This window comes from Rouxiella badensis (assembly GCF_002093665.1).
Taxonomy (GTDB): Bacteria; Pseudomonadota; Gammaproteobacteria; order Enterobacterales; family Enterobacteriaceae; genus Rouxiella; species Rouxiella badensis.
The window spans coordinates 1-23,436 of record NZ_MRWE01000031.1; the positions used below are offsets into that span (position 1 = coordinate 1).

Annotated in this window: 19 protein-coding genes; 5 read left to right on the forward strand and 14 right to left on the reverse strand. The window is 53.9% G+C overall.

Annotated features, from left to right (window positions below; translation table 11 throughout):
- Positions 1–93 precede the first annotated feature (93 nt).
- The 5 genes from BS640_RS16710 to BS640_RS16730 all read right to left on the reverse strand — a co-directional run bounded on the left by BS640_RS16710 (position 94) and on the right by BS640_RS16730 (position 3,542).
- Positions 94–885 carry an anti-sigma factor family protein gene (locus tag BS640_RS16710; RefSeq protein WP_084912956.1) on the reverse strand — a complete coding sequence of 264 codons (792 nt, stop codon included), beginning with the start codon at positions 883–885 and terminating at the stop codon, positions 94–96.
- Positions 882–1,325: an RNA polymerase sigma factor gene (locus tag BS640_RS16715; protein ID WP_017492216.1), complete on the reverse strand. Its 444-nt coding sequence runs from the start codon at positions 1,323–1,325 to the stop codon at positions 882–884. The genes BS640_RS16710 and BS640_RS16715 overlap by 4 nt, the downstream gene beginning before the upstream one ends.
- 209 nt (positions 1,326–1,534) lie before the next feature.
- Positions 1,535–2,107, reverse strand: coding sequence for a cytochrome b (locus tag BS640_RS16720; RefSeq protein ID WP_017492217.1), 573 nt, complete (start codon positions 2,105–2,107; stop codon positions 1,535–1,537).
- Between the two features lie 69 nt (positions 2,108–2,176).
- Positions 2,177–2,737: a GNAT family N-acetyltransferase gene (locus BS640_RS16725; protein WP_084912957.1), complete on the reverse strand. Its 561-nt coding sequence runs from the start codon at positions 2,735–2,737 to the stop codon at positions 2,177–2,179.
- A 46-nt stretch (positions 2,738–2,783) separates the two neighbouring features.
- A complete protein-coding gene (locus tag BS640_RS16730) occupies positions 2,784–3,542 on the reverse strand; it encodes an SDR family NAD(P)-dependent oxidoreductase (RefSeq protein WP_017492219.1) in 759 nt (252 codons plus the stop codon).
- Positions 3,543–3,670: 128 nt separating this feature from the next.
- Here BS640_RS16730 and BS640_RS16735 point away from each other — a divergent pair, with 128 nt between their 5' ends.
- From BS640_RS16735 to BS640_RS16750, 4 genes are all read left to right on the forward strand, one after another.
- Positions 3,671–4,570, forward strand: coding sequence for a LysR family transcriptional regulator (locus BS640_RS16735; protein WP_017492220.1), 900 nt, complete (start codon positions 3,671–3,673; stop codon positions 4,568–4,570).
- A 110-nt stretch (positions 4,571–4,680) separates the two neighbouring features.
- The gene (gene yhjD, locus BS640_RS16740) at positions 4,681–5,694 is read left to right on the forward strand and encodes an inner membrane protein YhjD (RefSeq protein WP_017492221.1); all 1,014 of its coding nucleotides are present in this window, start codon (positions 4,681–4,683) and stop codon (positions 5,692–5,694) included.
- Between the two features lie 344 nt (positions 5,695–6,038).
- Positions 6,039–7,361, forward strand: a complete 1,323-nt coding sequence (locus BS640_RS16745; RefSeq protein ID WP_017492222.1) for an MFS transporter — start codon at positions 6,039–6,041, stop codon at positions 7,359–7,361.
- Between the two features lie 55 nt (positions 7,362–7,416).
- Positions 7,417–8,187 carry a CDP-diacylglycerol diphosphatase gene (locus tag BS640_RS16750; protein WP_084912958.1) on the forward strand — a complete coding sequence of 257 codons (771 nt, stop codon included), beginning with the start codon at positions 7,417–7,419 and terminating at the stop codon, positions 8,185–8,187.
- Between the two features lie 27 nt (positions 8,188–8,214).
- Here the strand turns inward: BS640_RS16750 and BS640_RS16755 are convergent, their stop codons facing one another.
- Complete coding sequence (locus BS640_RS16755) at positions 8,215–10,278, reverse strand: AsmA family protein (protein WP_084912959.1); 2,064 nt, start codon at positions 10,276–10,278, stop codon at positions 8,215–8,217.
- A gap of 246 nt (positions 10,279–10,524) precedes the next feature.
- On the opposite strand from BS640_RS16755, the gene kdgK reads away from it, so the two are divergent.
- Positions 10,525–11,457 (forward strand): 2-dehydro-3-deoxygluconokinase, encoded by a 933-nt coding sequence (kdgK, locus tag BS640_RS16760; protein ID WP_026110570.1) that lies wholly within the window; start codon positions 10,525–10,527, stop codon positions 11,455–11,457.
- Between the two features lie 94 nt (positions 11,458–11,551).
- Here the strand turns inward: kdgK and BS640_RS16765 are convergent, their stop codons facing one another.
- The 8 genes from BS640_RS16765 to dppA all read right to left on the reverse strand — a co-directional run bounded on the left by BS640_RS16765 (position 11,552) and on the right by dppA (position 22,925).
- A complete protein-coding gene (locus BS640_RS16765) occupies positions 11,552–13,078 on the reverse strand; it encodes a M16 family metallopeptidase (RefSeq protein WP_084912960.1) in 1,527 nt (508 codons plus the stop codon).
- 408 nt (positions 13,079–13,486) lie between these two features.
- The gene (locus tag BS640_RS16770; protein ID WP_017492227.1) at positions 13,487–14,767 is read right to left on the reverse strand and encodes a dicarboxylate/amino acid:cation symporter; all 1,281 of its coding nucleotides are present in this window, start codon (positions 14,765–14,767) and stop codon (positions 13,487–13,489) included.
- 281 nt (positions 14,768–15,048) lie between these two features.
- Positions 15,049–17,028, reverse strand: a complete 1,980-nt coding sequence (gene hmsP, locus BS640_RS16775) for a biofilm formation regulator HmsP (protein WP_206600938.1) — start codon at positions 17,026–17,028, stop codon at positions 15,049–15,051.
- 167 nt (positions 17,029–17,195) lie between these two features.
- Entirely contained in the window at positions 17,196–18,212 is a 1,017-nt protein-coding gene (dppF, locus tag BS640_RS16780; protein WP_017492229.1) for a dipeptide ABC transporter ATP-binding subunit DppF, read from the reverse strand.
- The gene (gene dppD, locus BS640_RS16785) at positions 18,202–19,224 is read right to left on the reverse strand and encodes a dipeptide ABC transporter ATP-binding protein (protein WP_017492230.1); all 1,023 of its coding nucleotides are present in this window, start codon (positions 19,222–19,224) and stop codon (positions 18,202–18,204) included. The genes dppF and dppD overlap by 11 nt, the downstream gene beginning before the upstream one ends.
- 10 nt (positions 19,225–19,234) lie before the next feature.
- Complete coding sequence (gene dppC / locus BS640_RS16790; RefSeq protein WP_017492231.1) at positions 19,235–20,149, reverse strand: dipeptide ABC transporter permease DppC; 915 nt, start codon at positions 20,147–20,149, stop codon at positions 19,235–19,237.
- A 10-nt stretch (positions 20,150–20,159) separates the two neighbouring features.
- Positions 20,160–21,179, reverse strand: coding sequence for a dipeptide ABC transporter permease DppB (dppB, locus tag BS640_RS16795; protein ID WP_017492232.1), 1,020 nt, complete (start codon positions 21,177–21,179; stop codon positions 20,160–20,162).
- 138 nt (positions 21,180–21,317) lie between these two features.
- The gene (gene dppA, locus BS640_RS16800; RefSeq protein WP_017492233.1) at positions 21,318–22,925 is read right to left on the reverse strand and encodes a dipeptide ABC transporter periplasmic-binding protein DppA; all 1,608 of its coding nucleotides are present in this window, start codon (positions 22,923–22,925) and stop codon (positions 21,318–21,320) included.
- Between the last annotated feature and the right edge of the window lie 511 nt (positions 22,926–23,436).

Here is a 23,436-nt window from a genome sequence, read left to right on the forward strand (position 1 = left end):
GTATTATTTTTAGTACCCCTAACGGCATTCAAATATCGAACCAATAGGTTCATTACATTGTTGATGATTATTTTTTTCACATCCATTTTCATATCATGAAATATTATTTAATAACTCGACGCCCTGCTGCTGAATATCTCGCTCGGGAGCTCGACCAATTAACATAAAGTTGTACCCCTCGCGACGCCAATACACCACGTTCATCCCCAGACGTTTTTCCGCGATCTGCGCCTGAGCGCCCGCGCGGGAGTTTGGCGTTATGCATAACGCGAGTGGACCATATTTCTCGTCCAACCAGGAAATTTGCGCAATGTTGTAGTCGTCATAACGCAGGATGCGGGCATTTTTAAGCTGTGCTCCGGTTATCTTTAACTGGGGCGTCTTCAAAGCAATGCCCACCTCTTTCGCTACGCGGTTCAACTCCTGCTGTTGCAGGGCGGGAGAGTCCGAGACGTCGGCCAGCGTATCGGCGGTGTAGAGCGACATATATTGAGCAACCCGATCGCGCCAGCTCTGGTCAGCAGAGTCAGGGTCGGGGGAAAGAACGAAACGCCCCACTCCTGCGCCAATCATCAGGAAACTCAGCGCGGCCGCCAGCAGGCTGCGGCGGCTTAAGCCAACCTTGGTCGCTTCCGCCGTAGGAATATACGCCAGTTTGTCGAGCCGGCTCTGTATCTCGGCGACGGGAGCCTGGTCCAGCATTGGCGAGAATGCTGCGCCAAAATCGAACTGGGTCTGCTCAAGCTGGGACAAGCGGGTAGACAAAGCCTCATCATGCTGCAAACGTTTTTCGAGGGCGCGTCGCTGGTCGCCCTTTAGCTCGTTGTCTAAATAGGCCACCAGCAGCGTGTCGTCATTAGAAAAAAGAGAAAGATTATCGGTCATGATGTTCTCCCCCGGTGAGAAGCCGCCGCCGATTTTCCTGCCAGCGTCAGTCGGGCACTGGCGAGGCGGCTCATGATGGTCCCGACAGGCACGTCGAGCGTTTGCGCAGCTTCCTGATAAGTAAAGCCTTCAACATAAACCAAAAACACCGCATTACGCTGCGCTTCGGGCAGCTGATTGACGCGCTGCATTACCTGATTGGCCTGGCGCTGATTGTCGAACTCGACGGGGGTGGCATTGAGTTCGTCAATATCAACGAAGCCTTGACCGCGTCTGACTTGCTGCGCACGGACTTCGTTGATCCAGATTGAATGCAAAATGGAGAAAAACCAGCGATCGATCGGCGAACCTTCTTTAATCTGCTGGGCACGTTCAAGCGCACGCACGCAGGTAGCCTGCACAAGGTCATCTGCAACGTCACGTTTTTTTGACAACACCATGGCGTAACGCCATAAACGCGCCAGACAAAGACTCAGCTCATTACGCAGATTAGGGGAGGTAATTTTATCCGCCTTAGTTTTTTGCCATTAAATCATCAGGATTCAGGTCGTGCTTTAATCATATAGGCTTCCTCGAAAAATTCCTGAATATTGGTACAGCGACCGTCGAGAGCGACCTCTTATTGATAATAGCAGGGCAATGCGTTGCTTCAGGGGGCCTCTTTGTCTGTCGAAGAGAGCATTCGCCGTAACGTCCCGTCACGCAGCACGTAATGATGAAATAACGCGGCAAGAGCGTGTAAACCGGCCAGCACGATCAGCGCCCAGGCAACATTATTGTGCAGCATGCCGAAGGTACGTCGCAGCGACGAGTCGATACCAAAAACGTCAGGGATAGGAAATACCGAGAAGAAGTAAAAAGGCTCGCCCTGCGCCCAGCGAAAGAGAAAACCGAGGCTAATTTGCGCCAGCAGGAGGGCGTAGAGCGCCCAATGCGTGAGCTTAGATAACAGCAACATCGCAGTCGGCATCGGAATAGCGTCGAGTCGGGCAGGATGCGTTATCCGCCACAGCAGACGCCAGACTATCACCATCGCCAGCAGAATACCGGTTGAGATATGCAGCGACTGCAACGCTTTTCGCAGCGGTGTGCCTCGCTCAAGGACCTCCCAGATATGGGCGCTGGCAAAAAGAAAAATCACCATCCAGGCGGTCAGCCAGTGCAGCAATAGGGTCAGATGGTCATAGCGTTTACGCGAAGGAGAAAGAGGGTTATTTTTCATAGTCGTGCCCCAGATGTTCGATATCGGAGTAAACACCCAGGCACGGAAATTTATTCGCTCATTTTTAAATTATTTTTTTTGATGCAGCGCGTTCCACTCATCGCGGGTGATTTCCCACAGCTCGGAGTCCATCTCACCGCCGACGTAAGCCTTTTTCTCAACCCGTAACAGCCGCATGCCGCTAGACTCGGAAATTCGTTTTGAGGCCCGATTCAGGCTGGCCTTAGGCGCACGCAGCACCTCGCGATTCAAAGTATTAAACCAGAAATCGGTGACCGCCATACTGGCCTCAGCCATGATTCCCTGCCTTTGCCATTCCGGGCGCAGCCAGAACCCGCGATTATTGTCTTCGGCATCGGTCAGGCAAATAACGCCAAGCAACTCCGAAGGCGAATCCTTGTGGCGCAGCGTCCAGAACCAGCCGGTACCGGCGGCAACCGCGGCCAGCGCCACGTTATTGACGTAATTGTGCGCGCCGTTATCGGGGAATGGCCAGGGAACGGCGGCCGCCAGATACTGCACAATTTCCCAGTGCGGAAAGACGCGCTGAATAACCGGTGCGTCTTCGGGAGACAATGGCTGGAGGATTAAACGTTCGGTGTTAAGGACAGGTACTGCCGCTGGCTGCATAAAAACTCCTTTTCATGATGAAAATCGGCGCGCCAGCGGGGGAATTTTACAGGAACATGCCGCCTGACGCCTCGATGCGTTGGCCGTTGGCCCAGCCGCTTTGCTCGCTCAACAACATGGCGACCATGCCGCCAATGTCATCGGGCTGACCGACGCGGCCAAGCGCGGTGTTTTTAGCAACATACTGATTAATTTGCTGGTTGTCACGGACTGCCCCGCCGCCAAAATCCGTCTCGATAGCACCCGGCGCAAGAATATTGACTGAGATACCGCGTGCGCCCAATTCTTTCGCCTGATAGCGCGTTAATACTTCCATACCGCCTTTCATCGTGGCGTATGCGGCAAAGCCCGGCAGACAGAAACGCGTCAGCCCCGTTGAAACGTTGAGCACGCGGCCGCCGTCGGCAATCAGCGGCAATAGCTTCTGCGTCAGGAAGAACGGAGCCTTGAGATGGATCTTCATCAGCAGATCAAATTCCTCCTCGGTGGTCTCGGCAAAAGAAGCATTGCCGCCAATCCCGGCGTTATTCACCAGAAAATCAAAATTCTCGCGCTGCCACACCTTTTCTAGCTGTGACTTTACCTGCGCCACGAAAGGATCAAAACCGTTGCTCTCAGCCACGTTGAGCTGAAGTGTCACCGCTTTCGCGCCTTTAGCCTCAATTTCACGAACCACGGATTCAGCCTCTTCACGCTGGCTGTTATAAGTGAAAATGACGTCAATACCTTGTTCTGCCAGCTTTAATACCGCATTTTTACCCAATCCACGGCTTGCGCCGGTCACTAATGCAATTTTTTTGCTCATTTTGAGACTCCAGAGTTGCGTCGTTGTGTGATAAACAGCCTATTAGACTCTGCAGAAATGATAAATGGTCTAAAATGAGTTTCACTGTCTCAATGACAACAACAATAGACGGTTTATACGGGGAAAGTGTGGATAAAATTCAATCAATGCAGGTTTTTGTCCGCGTTGCCGAGCTGAGCAATTTCACGCGCGCGGCAGAAAGTCTGGGATTACCCAAGGCCAGCGTGTCACGGCTCGTGCAACAGCTTGAAAGCAAAATGTCGACGCGGCTGCTGCATCGCTCAACCCGCCGCGTACAGCTGACGCAGGACGGACAGGTTTTTTATGAGCGCTGCAAAGAACTGCTGGCCAATATGGACGAACTGGAGTCGATGTTTCAATCCAATCCAACGACGGTCAGCGGCAAGCTGCGGGTCGATATGCCGTTGACGATGGCAACCAGGCTCGTGCTACCGCGTCTGGCAGAATTTTTGAACCGCTATCCGGCGCTCGAGATTGAGCTGAGCAGCACCGACCATCGCGTGGACGTGGTGCGAGAAGGTTTCGACTGCGTGATAAGCGTCGGCCTTCTTAAAGACTCCGGGCTCATCGCTCGTACACTGGGTCATCTCAGCGTCGTCAACTGCGCCAGCCCGGACTACCTGCAGCGCTACGGCATACCCGAACATCCCGACCAGCTCGCCCATCATGCGATGGTGAACTACGACCAGGCGCTGCGAAGCCGCAGCACCGAATTTGAATATCTCGATGGCAAAGAGCTGCGGACGGTGAAATGCGGCAGCACCATCACCGTTAACAGCACCGAGAGCTACACGGTCGCCTGCCTGTCTGGGCTGGGGATTATTCAGGTTCCTGCGACGGGAATTAAACATTATCTCGCCAGTGGTCAACTGGTCAGCATCTTGCCGCAGTTCCGCGCACCGCCGATGCCGGTCAGCCTCGTCTATCCGCATCGCCGACACCTGTCGCGCAGGGTCAAGCTGTTCATGGATTGGCTGAGTGAAATCATGCAACACTATATTGTATAAGGATTTTATGATGATAATTTCGCCCGTAACGGGCCTTAACGGGCCTTAACGGGATTGGGCGGCTATACTAGACACTGGAACTTGAATAACGATAAGGACTCAGTGGATTAATGCCATTACCCCCACAAGAAGAAAATATCCAAGATGATAGCGATAAGCCGTTGATTAATATCAAGACGGGAAATAAGAAAGTCGATGCGACCCTGTCGGGTTTTTCTCGCCTGGTAAGCCATGTTCAGGGCTGGCACTGGGTAGCGCATTTGCTGCGTGCAGCCGACAGATTTAACGACCGTCTCGGCAGCCAGTTTGGCGCGGCGATTACCTACTTCTCATTTTTGTCGCTTATCCCAATACTGATGGTCTCCTTTGCCGCCGTCGGCTTTGTGCTGGCCTCAAATCCAGACCTGCTGGCCGGACTGATCAACAAAATCGTCAATAGCATTAGTGACCCTAATCTGGCGAACACCCTCAAGAGCACGGTGAACACCGCTATCCAGCAAAGAACGGCGGTGGGACTGTCCGGGTTGGTCATCGCACTCTATTCAGGCATTAGCTGGATGGGCAATCTGCGTGAGGCGATCCGCGCCCAGTCTCGCGACGTGTGGGAAAGAAATCCGCAGGACCAGGAGAAGATCCACATCCGCTACCTGCGCGACTTTGTCTCGTTGACCGGACTGGTGTTGGCGCTAATCATTACGCTCTCTCTGACCTCCATTGCCGGTTCGGCGCAGAAAACTATTGTCGATGCGCTGGGTCTGGGCGGCATCGACTGGCTGCGGCCGGTGATGACGGTAATTACGCTGGTCATTTCTGTCGCCGCCAATTACCTGTTATTCCTATGGATATTCTGGATACTGCCGCGCCATAAGCCGAGAAAAAAGGCCCTGCTGCGCGGTACGCTGATAGCGGCTATAGGCTTTGAGGTGATTAAGTTTGTGATGACCATGATGCTGCCGCGACTGGCAAGCTCACCTTCTGGTGCTGCCTTCGGCTCGGTGATTGGTCTGATGGCCTTTTTCTACTTCTTCGCGCGCTTGACCCTCTTTTGCGCCGCCTGGATAGCCACGGCCCGCTATAGCGACGATCCGCCGATGCCTGAGCCTAACCACGCACATAAGCCTTAACTCACCCCTTCATGCCAGACAGCGCAAAGTGTCTGGCATGAAAAACCAATATTCAACCCAAAAAGCAGTGTATTATTCTAAAACATCGCCTTTCGCATCGATAAACTTAGAACAACACACTGTCTCGCTCACTTTTCTTTCACTCTTTTACAGAATGTTACTCTGAAAATAAATCATTCAACAAACTTATGACTAGCCAGACGCGAAGTTTATGGGGGAATCTCCCAATTCCACCCTATACGCGGTTTCTGCGCTATTTGGCCCTGTTGAAACTCCCCTAACCAGTGCATAAGATGATTTTTTAATTCGAATCAATTTACTTACAAAACCAATAAGAAACACTTATGCAAGCCACCATCACTCCAGAACTTGAGGCCGACGCTGAACTCGTCAGCCAGAACTCTCGCGGCAAAGTTATCATCGCTTCCCTGATTGGTACCGCCATCGAGTTTTTTGACTTTTATATTTATGCGACGGCGGCAGTCATTGTCTTCCCGCACATTTTCTTTCCTCAGGGTGACCCTACTGCGGCAACGCTACAGTCTCTGGCGACCTTCGCCATTGCCTTCGTCGCGCGTCCCATCGGGTCGGCGCTATTCGGCCACTTCGGTGACCGAGTAGGGCGCAAAGTCACGCTGGTTGCCTCACTGCTGACCATGGGAGTCTCCACGGTCATCATTGGTCTGCTGCCAACCTACGCCACCATCGGCGTTTTCGCACCGATACTGCTGGCGCTGGCACGCTTTGGTCAGGGCCTCGGTCTTGGCGGCGAATGGGGCGGCGCGGCGCTGTTAGCCACCGAGAATGCGCCACCGAAAAAACGCGCACTCTACGGCTCATTCCCGCAGCTTGGCGCTCCAATCGGCTTCTTCTTCGCCAACGGCATGTTCCTGCTGCTGTCATGGCTGCTGAGCGAGCAACAGTTTATCGACTGGGGCTGGCGTGTGCCGTTCCTGCTTTCAGCCGTGCTGGTGCTCATTGGCCTCTACGTGCGCGTGTCGCTGCATGAAACGCCGGTGTTTGCCAAGATTGCCAAAGCGGGCAAGCAGGTCAAAGTGCCGATCGGCCGCCTGTTCAGCAAGCACCTGAAGGCGACGATTCTGGGCACCTTCATCATGGTGGCAACCTATACCCTGTTCTACATCATGACGGTGTACTCACTGGGCTACGGCACTTCGCCTAAGCCAGCGGGTCTGGGCATTGCCCGCAACGACTTCCTGCTAATGCTGATGATTGGCGTTATCGGATTTGGCGTGATGGTGCCGATTGCAGGTCAACTGGCTGACAAATTTGGCCGTCGCAAATCGATGATCTGCATTACGCTGCTGATCATCCTGTTTGCGCTGACCTTCCCGTCGGTTATCAGCGGCGGCTCTATCGGTACGGTGATGGTATTCCTGCTGTGCGGCTTTAGCGTGATGGGGCTGACCTTCGGTCCAATGGGCGCACTTCTACCGGAACTTTTCCCAACAGAAGTTCGCTATACCGGCGCATCTTTCTCCTATAATGTGTCTTCGATATTAGGCGCTTCCGTTGCACCTTATATTGCCACCTGGCTGGCAACCCATTACGGGCTGTTTTACGTTGGCGTCTATCTGGCATCCATGGCAACGCTCACGCTCATTGCCTTGCTGTTAACCAAAGAGACCGGCAACCAGTCACTGTGATTATTTCGCCTGGTGTTGGGCTTCCAATGCCGGGCTTTATCAAAGAGCCATTACAATGCGCTTGCGACCTCGCCTGCTGTTTCCCCTGCTTATTGTTCTAATAGTCATTATCGCCATCGCCTATTACGTCTGGCCACATTCCGGTAATCCCAGTGCGCTGTGGAATATCGTCAGCCAGAAGTGTGTGCCTAATCAGGAAAAAAACGGTCAGCCCGCGCCCTGCTCTCAGGTCGATGAGCAACAGGGTTACGTGGTACTCAAGGATATGGTGGGTCCTCTGCAATTTCTGCTGATGCCAACCGCCCGAATTACCGGTATTGAAAGCCCCGCGCTTCTGGAAGACAACACACCGAACTTCTTGGCCCAGGCGTGGCAGGCTCGCCACTATATGGCCGATAAATACGGCAAACCGATTGATGACAGCAACGTTTCCCTGGCGATCAATTCGCAGTATGGCCGCAGCCAGAACCAGATGCACATCCATATTTCATGCCTGCTGCCGCAGGTGAAAACCCAGCTGAGCCAGGAGGCAGGGGATATTGGCTATCGCTGGCAGCCGTTGCCGGAGAAACTGATTGGCCATACTTATCTGGCGCGTAAGGTTTCAGCGGCAGAATTGAATCAGAAAGGCGCATTCCGGCTTTTAGCAGAGGGTGTGCCGGAGGCTCGCGAGAAGATGGGACATTTCGGATTGGCCATGGTCAGCCTACAGGGCGGTGACTTCCTGCTGCTCGCCAATGAACGCAATCTGCTTCAGCTGAACAACGCATCCACCGAAGAGATCCAGGACCACAACTGTGCGGTGCTGAACCCACTACCGCAGTAGTGGGTTCAGCGAAAAAGAGAGGAAGGCCTATTTCGAGGTCTTAATCTTTTGCAGGATGGTACTGCACTGATTTGACTCGTTATCGCTTGGAGAAATCAGTGCCAGCAGCGCGGCGGCAGGCGCGACGATCGCCCCTAGCGCCACGGCCGCTGCACCGCGTGCGATCAGCGGACCCGGTTTGACACCGGCGTCAGGATTTTTGAAGGTCCCGCGCACGTACAACGGCGAGCGCAGGGTCAACACCCTTAAGCCCTTACTCTCGGGGTCAATCGAGAGATCCAGCCTTTCGGTCGCAAAGTTGGTGGTACCGCTGACGTTAATCACCGCATTTTCGGTATCGAAGACCAGCAGATTCGGCCTTGCCAGCCCGCTTTTAATATTCACGTCTGCCGCGGCGCAGTTGATAGCCACCTCGTCATCCCCAAACAGCTTGGCGACCACATAGTTACCGACGTTAAGCCCCGCAATCTCCATCAGTCCACGGCTGATAACCCCATCGTTAATCAATAGTTTCATCTCGCCGTTACTGGTCCCGAGCAATGCAGCAACGGAATTACCGGTGCCGGTGAGCTTCGCATCACCGTTAAGCTGGCCGAGACTTTTCTTCATCGACTGAACGTTCGGCACCAGCTCTTTCAACTGAAGGCCGCGGGCGTGGATATCGACCCGTCCTTGCATCGGCGTCTTGTCACCCTCGAGCCTGACCGTCGAGTTAAGATTTCCGCCCGCCAGGCCAAAGCGCAGAGGATCGAGCAGCAGATCGCCGTCATTAAGCTTTAGATGGGTACTGAGATTGCTGAGCGGCAAAGAGCTGCCGCGTTCGATGCGCCTGGCACTAAACTTCACGTCTGCGTCCATCACACGCCAGCTTTTGGTATCGAATTTCTCAACGGGCAGAACTTTGTCGGAAGGCTGGCGCGTCGTCTCACCGCGTTTAGCCTTGTCACTGTTGGAATCTGCGCCAATCAGTGGTGCAAGATCGGCGAAACGCAGCTGATTAGAGGTTAATTCACCGTTGAGATTAGGGCGCGGCTTGCTGGCAACGTAAGTCAGCGAACCATGAATATCGCTGTCTCCAATTTTGCCGTTAAAGCCTTGATATTCGAATTTTGCGCCGTTTTTATCGTGCAAGTGCGCAATCAGGTGACCATCGGTTTCATACGGCGGTGTCTGTGGCAGCAGCACACCGGTCAACCCGTAGAGGTCTGAGAGCGTCTGTCCGGAGAACTTCAGGCGCAGGTCCAACGCACCAAGATTCATAGGGTCGGTCAGGGTTCCGGCAACTACGACACGGGTATTCCCCGAGCGCACGTCCGCCTGAAGCGGGAAACGAGCATCCGAATCCTGCAAGGCCAGCATTCCGCCAATCTTACCGCTCCCCGCCAGAGATTCACCTTTGTATTTACCGTCAACCTTCCAGCCAAAAACATAATCAGGGGTGTAGAGCTTACCCTCATCTTTGCTGTCTTTAGCACTTTTTTTGCCGGTCACCTCGTCATAGGGCAGCGGTTTACCCAGCGGATCCACAACGGCGCGGAAATCCGCTTTCAACGTCGCATCTTTGAAGTCGATTTGGCCACGGTCGAATACGATGTCATTCATATTGAACGACCATGCCGAAGGCGGCTGGTTAGGATCTTTGTTGTCGCTGTTGGCGAGATTAAAGGTCCAGTTATTTTTACCGTCAGCCAGGCGAATAAGCGACGCGTCAGGCTGCTTTAGCCAGATACGCGGAATAAGTACCTCTTTGTCGAGCAGCGCAAGAGGAGCAAGGCTGGCATCGACGCGCTGCAGATGCACCATCGGCTTGTCGCTCGGCACATCCGCTGGGTTGCCGAGCACAATATCTTCGGCATGAATGTGCGGCCAGGGTACCCAGGCACGCCATCCCCCCTCTTCCTTATGCCGCGACCAGTCCACGCCAAGGTCTCCCTGAATGGCAAAGGGGCGATTCAACTCGGCAGAAACCTTCTGATTAATCGTAGGTTTAAGGCGATTCCAGTCAAACAGCGCCACAAAGATAATGATGGCAAAGACCAGAATGACCACGAGTCCTGCCGTCCAACTCAGCGCTTTTCCAGTGCGTGTCATAGGTCGGTTCCTGTGGGTCAATTATTTGATAAGTTTCATTAAAGATAGTTGAGATTATGCTGAGGTGCACATTTCGTGCTGCCAGAGGAGCACTGCCGGGTGTAAATGCCTACCACTATATTCGTAAACTTCGAGGCATCTCGGAAAATAATAAAACAGCGTTTTAATACTATTGACTGAAGTGCCACATGCGAAGAGACTGGAACGCATACTTCTTAACCTTTGATATCACTGATGGACGCCTTTATGACCAACAAAAACATCGCTGTTATTGGCGAGTGCATGATCGAACTTTCACAGAAAGGAGACGCGTTAAATCGCGGTTTTGGCGGTGACACATTGAATACCGCCGTTTATATTGCCCGCCAGGTCGACGACGCCGCGCTGAAGGTGCATTACGTGACCGCGCTAGGCACCGACAGCTTTAGCAGCGATATGCTGACGGCATGGCAGCGCGAGGGCGTCGAAACTGATTTGGTGCAACGGCTCGACAACAAGCTACCCGGCCTTTACGTCATAGAAACGGACCCGAGCGGTGAGCGCACCTTCTACTACTGGCGTAACGACGCCGCGGCACGCTACTGGCTCAATGGACCTGATTCCGAACGGCTCTGTCAGCGTCTGGCAGATTTTGACTATCTCTATCTCAGTGGTATCAGTCTGGCTATTCTCAGCGAAGAGAACCGCGCGCGCCTGATGGCGCTGCTCAAGGAATGCCGGGCGCGCGGTGGAAAAGTCATCTTTGACAATAACTACCGCCCAAGGCTGTGGGAAAATAAGGAGCAGACGCAGCGCGCCTACCTGGCAATGCTTTCCTGCACCGACATTGCGTTTCTGACGCTGGACGACGAAGACATGCTGTGGGGCGAAAAGCCGTATGAGGAAGTGATTGCGCGGACCCATGCGCTGGGCGTGAGCGAGGTGGTGGTGAAGCGCGGGGCGGACAGCTGCATCGTGTCGAATGCCAACGGTGAGCGGCATGATATCCCGGCAATTCGGCTCGAAAAAGAGAAGGTTATCGATACTACGGCGGCCGGTGATTCATTCAGCGCCGGTTACCTGGCTAAACGCCTGACGGGCGCCAGCGAAATTGAATCTGCACAGCGTGGGCACTTAACCGCCAGCACGGTCATTCAGTATCGCGGCGCAATCATTCCACTCGAGGCAATGCCTGCCTGATGCCGAATTTATATAACCTGGAATAACAGATTGATAGTCCTGCGCGCCGCCCAAACTGCACGGCGCACAGGTCCAGCATACTGTTGCCGTGAGCTTACTGCGCCGTTCCCGTAGCACTGGCACCGGGGGATGTGGCCGCGGTCGTGCTGTCGGAAGTTTGGGCATCAGCCGGCGTAGCAACAGGCACCACGATGCTGTCGTAGGTTTCCTGTAGCGTTTTCACACTCAACTCATTCTCACCTTTTGGCTGAATCAACAGTAAGGAAGGATCGTGAGAAAGCTGCTGCTTCAGCTCCTGATTGAAATCAGGCAACGTCAGAGTCGATAAAAACGCCTGACGCAGTTTTTGATACTGCTCTGGCGCGATATCGACGACCGCATTTTGCTGTGAACGCAGGCGCTGACTCATTAGCACACCGGTATCGGTGCGGGCATAAGTCGCAAACAGCTGACCCAGCTGGTCTTTCTTTTGGGCGATCAGCGCGTCAAACTCTGCCTGAGACAGGCCAGTGTCGCGCACTTTCACCAGCTCATTTGCAAGGCGCTTAAGCGCAGGCTGTATCGCGCTTTGCGGCGCTTCCAGACGGATAGCGCACTGAGCATGCTGATACTGTACGCGGCAGTCAAAACCAAGCGCCGGTTGCACCGCCCCCCCCTCTTTCTCATCACCCGGCTTTTTCAGCGCCTGCTGCAAATGCAGAAACAGCGCCTCACGCGCTAAATCGCTGCGCCAGTAGGCGTTGAGCGCCGGAGAATCTTGAATAGGCTGCCACGGCATGCTCCACATCAGCGAGAGTCTGTCCTGCGTCAGCGAAGGGTCAAACGCGGCCATTGCCTGCGGGGGCACATCAGATAGGGTTGGCAAAGTCTGAGGTGTCTGGCGGCTGCCCTTCAGCGAAGAGAAGGCGCTTTTGATTTGCTCGGCCATCGCGCGGCCGTCAACGTTGCCCACCACATACAGTGTCATCGCGTCTGGCGTGTACCACTGATGATAGAACTTGCTCAGGTCGGCCGGTTTGGCCACCTTGGCCGGCAGTAGCTCAGGGCTGTGGCCTACCAGCGTGGAACCGCTGATGCGGTAACGCCACCAGGCGTCCTGCGAGTCAGGCGGGAGAGAATCGATAGGGTCCTGCGGTGCCTGATAGGCGGCATGAACAGAATCCTGGGTAATCACCATCTTGCCACTGGTGTCGACCAACCAGTTTAGTGCCGTTTTCATCAGATCAGGACGACCATTCGGCAGGCTAAGGTTATAAGAGGTGAAATCGTAAGAGGTAATAGCCGGAGACATTGGGCGTTGATTATCAATCGCCTGCTGCCAGAAGGACTGAAGCTGGGCAGTGGTAAAACCTTCACTGCGGATTAATGCCAGGCGCGGTAGGAAGTGCGCGAAGCCTTGCTGCTGCGGATTTTCTGCCAGCGATCCGGTACGAACCAGTAATCTGAGTTCGATGCGATCGTTGGGACGCTGCGGCGTAGTTAACAATTGCCAGGTGAAGCCGTTATCCAGTTTGCCCTGTTGCCAGGCCGGATCGGGTTGTAGTGCTTCAGCCTGCACGTTGCTGCAGGCCGATGCCATCAACAACCCACCAAGGAGTAAGCGAATTCTGGTGCCCTGCATGTGAACCCCTACGTAATAACTCTACCCGTCGTATTGAATCTGCGTTTTCGGCAACTCCAATTACTGGGGTAAATCCAATTTTCTGTAATTAAATCTTGCTCTTACCCTAATTAAGAGGTGGCAAGCTCGAATGCAATAAACGAAAACGGCGAGTGTAGCACTGTCTTAGACAGCACAACTCCGCATATGTCACGGACAACAATGAAAATAATCTGGCGCTGAAGCCGGACGGACACTGAAACCCATTCGTTTTCGTGATTCGGGATGGAAAATAAATAAGAGTATATTATGAATATAATCCACCGGTTACATCAAGTAACAGCGGGATTAAAAGGGAAATTAGCGTTTAAAAGGGCCGTTTTAGCGGAAAACGGCCCCTGTTGTTAGCAACGATGGGGCAGGAAAGCCTTACACGGTCTTATCGGCAATCGCAGGTACTTTGCCGGATAACGTTGAATTCATCTGCTTTTCATCTAACTGATCGCACCACTTAGCCACCACGATGGTCGCTACGCCGTTACCAATCAGGTTGGTCAGTGCACGGGCTTCCGACATGAAGCGGTCGATACCCAGAATCAGTGCCAGACCCGCAACCGGCAGATGGCCAACCGCAGAAAGCGTCGCTGCCAGCACGATGAATCCACTGCCGGTGACGCCCGCCGCGCCTTTGGAAGACAGCAACAGTACGACCAGCAGGGTAATCTGGTGCCAGATATCCATGTGGCTGTTGGTCGCCTGAGCGATAAACACCGCCGCCATCGTCAGATAGATAGAGGTGCCGTCGAGGTTAAATGAGTAACCGGTTGGAATAACCAAACCGACCACTGACTTTTTACAGCCCAGCTTTTCCATCTTGTCGAGCATGCGCGGCAGCGCAGACTCTGACGATGAAGTCCCCAGAACAATCAGCAGCTCTTCCTTAATATAGCTGACAAACCTGAAGATATTGAAGCCGGTAAAGCGCGCAATCAGACCCAGCACCACCACCACGAACAGCACACAGGTGAGGTAGAAGCACAGAATAAGCTGGCCCAACTGCACCAGAGAACCCACGCCGTATTTACCGATGGTGAAGGCCATGGCACCAAACGCACCCAGTGGAGCAAGGCGCATGATCATGTTGATGATGCCAAAAATCACCTTCGAGAAGCTGTCGATGAAGTTGAACATCAGCTGACCTTTGTCACCCAGGTGGTGCAGCGCAAAGCCAAACAGAATAGCGAACATCAGCACCTGCAGGATATTGCCGCTGGCAAACGCGCCAATCACGCTGCCTGGAATAATATCCATCAGGAAGGGAATGATCCCCTGCGTTTGCGCCTGCTCGGCGTAAACAGCGACCGCTTTAGCATCCAGCGCAGCGGGATCGACGTTCATGCCCGCACCAGGCTGCACGATATTGACGATAATCAGCCCAAGAATCAGCGAGATGGTGCTCACAATCTCAAAATACAGCAGCGCAATCGCACCGGTGCGACCCACTGCCTTCATGCTTTCCATCCCTGCAATACCGGTAACGACAGTACAGAAAATCACCGGAGCAATAATCATTTTGATCAGTTTGACAAAGCCATCGCCCAGCGGCTTCATCTGCGCCCCCAGATCTGGATAAAAGTGTCCCAGCAATACCCCGAGGGTTATCGCAGTCAACACTTGGAAATAAAGACTCTTAAATATTGTTTTTTTCATTTTACGGCCATCCTGTAGTGAAAGTATCCCCAAAGATTTCAAGACGCTGGAACGAAACGGCCCGAAAAGCGGAGGGTACATCGCCATAGATATACAGCAGTCGAGAGAATAGCGACAGCCGGAAAATAGCACCGACATTACAGGATGGAAATAAATTGTTTCGTTTGGCAATCATTGTTGTTATAAAAGTTGAACTGAAAGGATTCAGCTAAAAAATTAAATAAATATTAATATTAAGTCAAGCCAGTAATGAAGCGGCTTTGCGGGGAGTTGAGGGGCAGTTAAACCCTCGTCTCGTTGAGGAGAAATTTTGTTTCAAATTCGACCAGCGGAACGGGTGCTGAAAATAGATAGCCTTGTCCAAAAAGAATGCGATTGTTCAATAACCAACCGCGCTGCGCCTCGGTTTCCACGCCTTCAGCTTTCAGCTTTATGTTCATCGCACGCGCAATCGAGGCAACAATGTTGGCCATCGCATCATCTTCGGGCAGCGAGGCGACAAAAATGCGGTCAATCTTGATAGCGTTGATCGGGACATTGCGCAGGCGGTTGAGGTACTCAAGGCCAGAATAACCTAGCCCAAAATCATCGAGCTCGACCGAAATTCCCAATCTGCGCAGCTCGGCGAGAACAATCAACGCCTGCTCCCAGTCGGCGATACGCGCCGTTTCGGTGATTTCTAGCACCAGCTGGCCGTTGTCGATTTGGTAACGGCTGATCAGACTACGCAATTCAGGCAGGAAGTTGGCCTGCTGAATCTGTACCCCCGAGAGGCTCAGCGACAGCGGCAACGTAATGTCACGGCGACGCCAGTCGGCCAGGATATGGCATCCAAGCTCCAGCATCTTGTAGCCAAGCTGCGCCATCACGCCAATCTCTTCAGCCACCACGATAAAATCGCTTTCCAGCCCGTAGCTGCCGTCGTTCATCTTACGGCGCAGGAATGCTTCTGCGCCCATCACCTCACCGGTAGACATATTGACCTGCGGCTGGATGAACAGCGTAAAGTCGTTCTTTTCCATTGCGTGAAGGATTTCGTTTTCCTGCAACAGGCGGCGATGAATTTTCGCGGTCAGACCGGGTTCGAAGAAAAGAATTTGGTTTTTGCCCTGCCTGTCGGCCGACAGTCTCGCGGCGCGGGCGTGGGTAAGCAGCTGGTGACCGCTAATCGCCTGCCTGCCAATATATTGGGCAATGCCAATACTGCCGGTGGGATGTAGCGTGATGCCCATTTCAGCGGTTGTCTGCGGGGTATTGATGCTCGCCATAAGTTCTCTCGCCAGCCGCATCGCCATAAAGGGACGTTCAATCTCGCTGACCATGACCGCAAATTCGTTGTAGCCCAGTCGCGCAAGCAGGCTTTGCTCGGGCAGCACCTTCAGCAGCGAGGAGATAACCGGGCAAAATGCGCCCTCCCCTTCACCCACGTTTTCTATGCAAATCAGCATGATGTGGAAATCTTTACCGGCAAGACTCCCGTTGATCCGCTGCTCGACGCGAGAAACGAACTGCTCTTCATTAGGAAAGCTCTCCCGCGTTTCCTGCATCGCTTTCAGCGCCTTATCGAGTAACTGCTGGTTGCGGTTATAGCTGCGGATCAAAATACCCAGTTCGTCGTCACGATGGCGCGGCCGCGCGGCCAACTGGTGATAGTGCACCTCACTCTCAGGCAAGGACTCCAGTTCGCGGGCGATTGAACGTAAAGGGTGGATAATCAGCCGGTTAATACACCAGCTGATGGCAATAGAGAGCACCAGCGCCAGCAGCAGATACGTGGTCAACAGCGTTGATAACGCGCTGACAAAAAACTGATACATGCGATAGGGGTCGGCCTGTAGCACCAGATAGGCGATAGGCTGCGACGTTGTGGGATTCACCGCGGGTGAATAGAGCGGTACGGAGACCTTAATAGGCAGATCAAAGCTTGCCATTACCCAGTCAGGAACCGGGCGTCCCTCGGGAAAATGCGTGCTAAGCGTGGGTATACGATTAGGCAACACAACCTCTGCGCGGTTAAGAATGCCCACCGGTCTTAGCGTATTCAGGATGTGCTGCGTTTCTTTAAGGTCGACGTTTAGAACGGATTGCGACAACGGACGAACCACCGAATGGCCGATATTTTCTAACTGCTGGGCGTAGTCGTCTCTCCTCTGCTCCACAAAGTGAAACAGCTGGATGGCGATAAAGAAGCAGATTGTAACCAGCGCCACACCTGACACTGCCGCCATCTGTTTAATCGTTAGCGAACGTCTAACCCGCAACCTTTCCCTCCTCGCCGAATCCTGAAAATGCATCCTCAGCGCATGATAACAGCTCGCGCGCGTGGGTGCAGTAATCGCGTTGGCAGGCGGTTTTGACGGATGAAAGGGGGGGTGTTAAGGCAAAAATGCCGGTCAGCGAACCGACCGGCGTCATGCAGAGCGTTAGATTACCCGTGAACGGCGGTTTTTTCCTCTTCGTCCTGATCGACGGCAAAACAGGCTACCAGCCCATCGCCGTACTGCTTCAACTGGGGCTGCAGCTGAGTACATTTTCCGAAAGCACGACGACAGCGGGCGTTAAAAGCGCAGCCCGGCGGTGGATTCAGCGGGCTAGGCAACTCGCCGGTCAGCTTTATGCGCTCACGACGATCGCCCGGATTCAGGCGTGGCGTCGCAGACAGCAGCGCCTGGGTGTAAGGGTGGCGCGGATTGTTGAACACCGCCTCCTTCGAGCCTTTCTCCACGCAGCGCCCGAGATACATCACCATCACTTCATCAGCAATGTGCTCAACCACCGACAGGTCGTGCGAAATAAAGACGTACGACAGGCCGAGATCCTGCTGCAAATCCATCATCAGGTTTAATACCTGTGCGCGCACCGACACGTCCAGCGCGGAGACCGGTTCGTCGGCAATCACCACGTCCGGATCCAGCATCAGACCGCGAGCAATGGCAATACGCTGACGTTGACCGCCGGAAAACATGTGCGGATAACGGTCGTAATGCTCGGTTTTCAGGCCGACCTTCGCCATCATCGCCAAGGCTTTTTCACGGCGTTCGGCGCTGCTGAGCCTGGTGTTAATCAGCAGCGGTTCTTCAAGAATCTGGCCGACCTTTTTACGCGGATTCAGAGAGCCATACGGGTTCTGGAACACTATCTGAATCTTCTGGCGACGCAGCTTCTCGGCGGTGACGTCAGGCTTGAGCAGGTCTTGTCCCTGATAATACAGTTCACCGTGGGTCGGCACTTCAATCATGGTCAGCAGACGCCCGAGGGTAGATTTCCCGCAGCCTGACTCACCGACGACCGCCAACGTTTTGCCACGCTCCAGCTCAAAAGAGATGCCGTCGAGCGCCTTCACCGTGCGTTCAGGTTTGAACATGCCGCCCTTGACCGCATAGTATTTTTTCAGATCGACAGCCTTCAGCAGCGGCTGCTTTCCGGTGGTGTGATTAAGACTCATAGGTTGGTCTCCCGGCATCATCCAGCGGATAATGACATTTGGACTGACGGCCCGGTTCACCTTGCAGTGCAGGCTCTTCTTTACGGCAGCGGTCGTTGGCATACGGGCAACGTGGGTTCAGTAGACAACCGTTTGGACGGTCATACTTGCCCGGTACTACGCCCGGCAGCGACTGTAGCCGCGCCTTGTCGGTAGAAAACTCCGGCAGCGAGCGCAGCAGCGCCTGAGTGTACGGATGGCGCGGCGCACGAAAAATCTCGGACGACGGCCCGGTCTCCACCACCTGCCCGGCGTACATCACGATGATGTGATGCGCCGCTTCGGCCACCAACGCCAGGTCATGGGTGATAAGCATCAGCGCCATGTTCTCTTTCTGCTGCAGTTCGAGCAGCAGTTCGATGATCTGCGCCTGAATCGTCACGTCGAGAGCGGTGGTCGGTTCGTCGGCAATCAACAGCTTAGGCCGACAGGCGATCGCCATCGCAATCATCACACGCTGACTCATACCGCCGGAAAGCTGGTGCGGGTAGACGTCCAGACGCGACGCAGGGTCAGGAATGCCCACCAGATTCAGCAGGTCGATCGTACGCTGACGGCGGGTCTTTTTATTTCCGCCCTGATGCACCTTGATGGCTTCCATAATTTGGAAACCGACGGTGTAGCAAGGGTTGAGGCTGGTCATCGGGTCCTGGAAAATCATCGCGACCTCGGAGCCCACTATCTGACGTCGCTGTTTTTCACTGATGCCCTGCAGGTTCTGACCACCAAATTCCAGCTGGTCGGCCATCACCTTGCCCGGAAAATCAATCAACCCCATCAGCGCCAGCGAACTGACCGATTTACCCGAGCCTGACTCGCCGACGATGCCGACCACTTCGCCCTGCTTCACGGTATAGCTGATGCGGTCTACGGCGCGGAATGGTGCGCCCTCGTTACCAAAATGTACCGACAGCTTATTCACAGTCAGCAGCGTCTTGCCGACCGGTACTTGTTCAATCAATGTTGTTTCCATCTCGCGCCCCTTACTGCTTGAGTTTCGGGTCGAGGGCGTCACGCAGGCCATCCCCCATCAGGTTAAATGCCAGTACCGTCAGCAGAATGACCACGCCTGGGAAGGTCACCACCCACCAGGCGCTTTGCGCGAACTGCAGAACATCGGAAAGCATTGTGCCCCACTCAGGCGTCGGCGGCTGTGCGCCCATGCCCAGGAAGCCGAGCGCCGCCATGTCGAGGATGGCGTTGGAGAAACCGAGTGAGGCCTGCACGATAAGCGGGGCCAGACAGTTAGGAAGAATGTTCACAAACATCTGGCGCGCCGAACCGGCACCCGCCACGCGGGAGGCGGTCACGTAATCGCGGTTCACCTCAACCAGCACCGCCGCGCGCGTCAGACGCACATAGTGCGGCAGCGCAACGAAGGTCAGCGCCAGCGAGGCGTTGACGATCGACGGGCCAAAGATAGCGACCAGCACCAGCGCCAGCAGCAGGCTCGGCAGGGCCAGCATGATATCGACCACGCGCATGATAATGGCGTCAACCACGCCGCCGTAGTAGCCGGCAAACAGACCGAAAATCACGCCAAGGATCAGCGAAAGCACCACCACCAGGCAGCCAACCAGCAGCGAGAGGCGTGCGCCGTACATCAGACGCGTGAGGATATCGCGCCCCACGTCGTCGGTGCCGAGCAAGAACTTCCAGCTGCCACCGTCCATCCATACCGGAGGCTTCAGCAGAGCATCGCGGAACTGCTCTGCCGGACCGTGCGGTGCCAGCAGGTTTGCACCGAGCGCCAGCAGCAGCATGATGACGATGTAAACCAGACCGGTAACGGCCCCTTTATTTCGTTTGAAGTAATGCCAAAACTCGCGCATTGGCGGCATAGGCGTCGGGGCGCCCGTAACCAGTTCACCGGCGACAGGTTCAGTAACTTGAGTCATTGTGCGCCTCTTATTTCTTGTGACGAATACGCGGGTTAACGATGCCGTACAGCACGTCGACCAACAGGTTAACCAGGATGATCAGCGTGGCGACCAGTAATACGCCGCCCTGAACCACCGGATAATCGCGGCGCTGCAAGGCTTCAATTAGCCAGCGGCCCACGCCCGGCCAGGAGAAGATAGTTTCGGTCAAGATCGCACCGCCAAGCAGCGTACCCACCTGCAAACCAATGACCGTCACCACCGGCAGCATCGCGTTGCGCAGCGCATGAACCACAATGACACGCATACGGCTCACGCCTTTGGCGCGCGCGGTGCGGATGTAATCCTCACCCAGCACTTCCAGCATTGAGGATCGCGTCATACGCACAATGACCGCCAGCGGAATAGTGCCGAGCACAATCGCGGGCAGAATCATGTGCATGACCGCGTCTTTGAAATCACCCGGCTCGCCCCAGATGAGGGTATCGATTAGCGCAAAACCGGTGAGTGGCTTGCTGTCATCAAGGAACACGGTATCGCTTATTCGCCCTGAAACAGGCGTGAGATTCCAGTGCACCGAGACCAGCATAACCAGCATGATCCCCCACCAGAATATCGGCATCGAATAGCCGGTAAGCGAGATGCCCACCGCCGTGTGGTCGAAGATGGAACCTCGCTTCACCGCCGCCAGCACACCCACCGGAATACCGACAATGACCGCAAAGATCATTGCACAAATGCCCAGTTCAAGGGTCGCTTCAAAGCGCGGGAGGAATTCCTGCCAGACCGGTGTATGGCTGCTCAACGACATGCCTAAATCGCCGTGTAACACGCCAACCACATAGTGGAAATACTGTTGGTAAAGAGGCTTGTCGAGACCCATTTCTGCCATTAGCTGAGCATGGCGCTCAGGTGATACACCGCGTTCACCGGCCATGATAGTAACGGGGTCGCCGGGGATGAGGTGCACGAAGGCAAAGGTCAGCAAAGTAATGCCGATAAACGTTGGGACTACTAACCCCAAACGTCGGAGTATGAACTGCAGCATATCCCGTACTCTCTGTATAAAATGCCCGGGGAACCGTAGCTCGCCGGGCTTATTGTTAACTCACATTGCTTTAACGATTTACATCTTTAAAGTTTAGTCCGCTTTGAGCGCGCCGCTTCCTGCGCGCTCAATGGGCAGTTATTTAATGTCGACGTTTTCGAAGTGATGTTTACCCAGTGGATCAACCACGTAACCGATCACTTCCTTACGCACTGGCTCGTAAACGGTTGAGTTAGCGATGATAAGCGCCGGAGCCTGGTCATGCATGATCACCTGAGCCTGTTTGTAGAGCGCGATACGCTTGTCATGGTCCGGTTCAGCACGGGCTGGCTGAATCACGTCTTCAAACGGCTTGTAGCACCATCTTGAATAGTTGGAACCGTCTTTAGCCGCCTGGCAGCTGAAGAGAGTGGCGAAGAAGTTGTCCGGATCCCCATTGTCGCCGGTCCATCCCATCATCACGGTCTGGTGTTCGCCATTTTTCGCACGCTTGAGGTATTCGCCCCACTCGTAGGTCACGATGTTGGCTTTAACGCCGATTTTCGCCCAATCAGCCTGGATCATCTCGGCCATACGACGCGCGTTCGGGTTATAAGGACGCTGAACCGGCATCGCCCACAGATCGATAGAGAAGCCGTTTGGCATACCGGCTTCTTTCAGCAGCTCTTTGGCCTTGGCAGGATCGTAAGGGTAGTCCTGAACGTCGTTGTTATAGCCCCACATGGTCGGTGGGATCAGGTTCTTGGCCGCCTGGCCTGCGCCCTGATAAACCGCATCAATAATCGCCTGCTTGTTCACGGCAATAGTCAACGCCTGACGCACTTTCACGTTATCTAACGGTTTTTTCTCGGTATTAAACGCAAGATAGCCGACGTTCAGTCCCGGTTCAGACATCAGGTTGATTGACTTGTCTTTCTTCATTGCCGCGATGTCAGCCGGGTTAGGGAATGGCATCACCTGGCACTCGTTTTTCTGCAACTTGGCGTAGCGAACGGACGCATCTGGCGTGATGGAGAAGATCAAACGATCCAGCTTCGGCTTGGTGCCCCAGTAACCTTTGAAGGCGGTGTACAGAATGCGCGAGTCTTTCTGGTACTGCATCATCTGGAACGGACCGGTACCGATTGGGTTAAGGTCGAGCTTCTCAGGCGTACCGGCTTTCATCATGTCGTCGGCGTATTCGGAAGACAGCACTGAAGCGAAGTCCATCGCCATATCCGCGAGGAACGGAGACTCAGGATGGTTGAGCACGAACTGCACGGTATGGTCATCCACTTTGACGATTTTGTTGATCAAATCGCCCATGCCCATGCCGTCGAAGTATTCATAGTTGCCGCCCGACACTTTGTGGTACGGGTTCGCAGTATCTTTCTGGCGGTTAAAGGAGAAAAGCACGTCGTCGGCGTTAAAGTCGTGGGTTGGCTTGAAGTCTTTGCTCGACTGCCACTTTACGCCCTGACGCAGATGGAAGGTGTAGGTTTTGCCGTCCGGGCTGACGTCCCATTTTTCGGCCAGTCCTGGCTGAATTTCAGTCGTACCAATCTTGAACTCAACCAGACGGTTATAGATAGGTACGGAGCTGGCGTCATAGGTTGTACCCGAAGTGAAAAGCTGTGGGTTAAAGCCTTCTGGCGAGCCTTCAGAACAATAAACTAACGTTTTTGCCTGAACGCTGGCGGCCACGGTCAGCGCAATCAGGCCGAGGCTAAACTTCAGCAGGCCTGATTTTCCCAAGGAAATTCTCATCGCTTTTGCTCCATCTAGTAATGGTGATGTGGATGTGTGTTGTGTGTTCAGCTCAAGCCACCCTTTATTTTTTATTTACGGGTGGACAGGGTTGTCGGTTAGCTGCAGAAGTGATGTTTCAGACGTATGACAAACGTCACCAGAGATGTTTTGGGGAAACAGTTGCACCAAAAAGGGGTGCAAATAATTACCGGATTAATCCTCTGGTCAATCCTGTTCACATCAATTTCGCAACTCTCTCAGGCGTCGTCAATATAACGCCAAGGCTTTTACAAAGAGTGTGAGTAACAGCAAACAAACATAAAAAAACAGTTAATTAACATTTACAGGATTAATATTGAGTCATAAATCGATATTTCAGGACATAACACCACGCTTGTTAGCCCAACCAGCGGAAAACGCCGTATAAAAAGCTCAAAAATCCCGCGTCAAATGATGATTATATGAACGGTTATTTTATAAATTTGGGTAAACGGCAGCCGAAAATGCTGGAGGCTAGTCATAAAGAGGT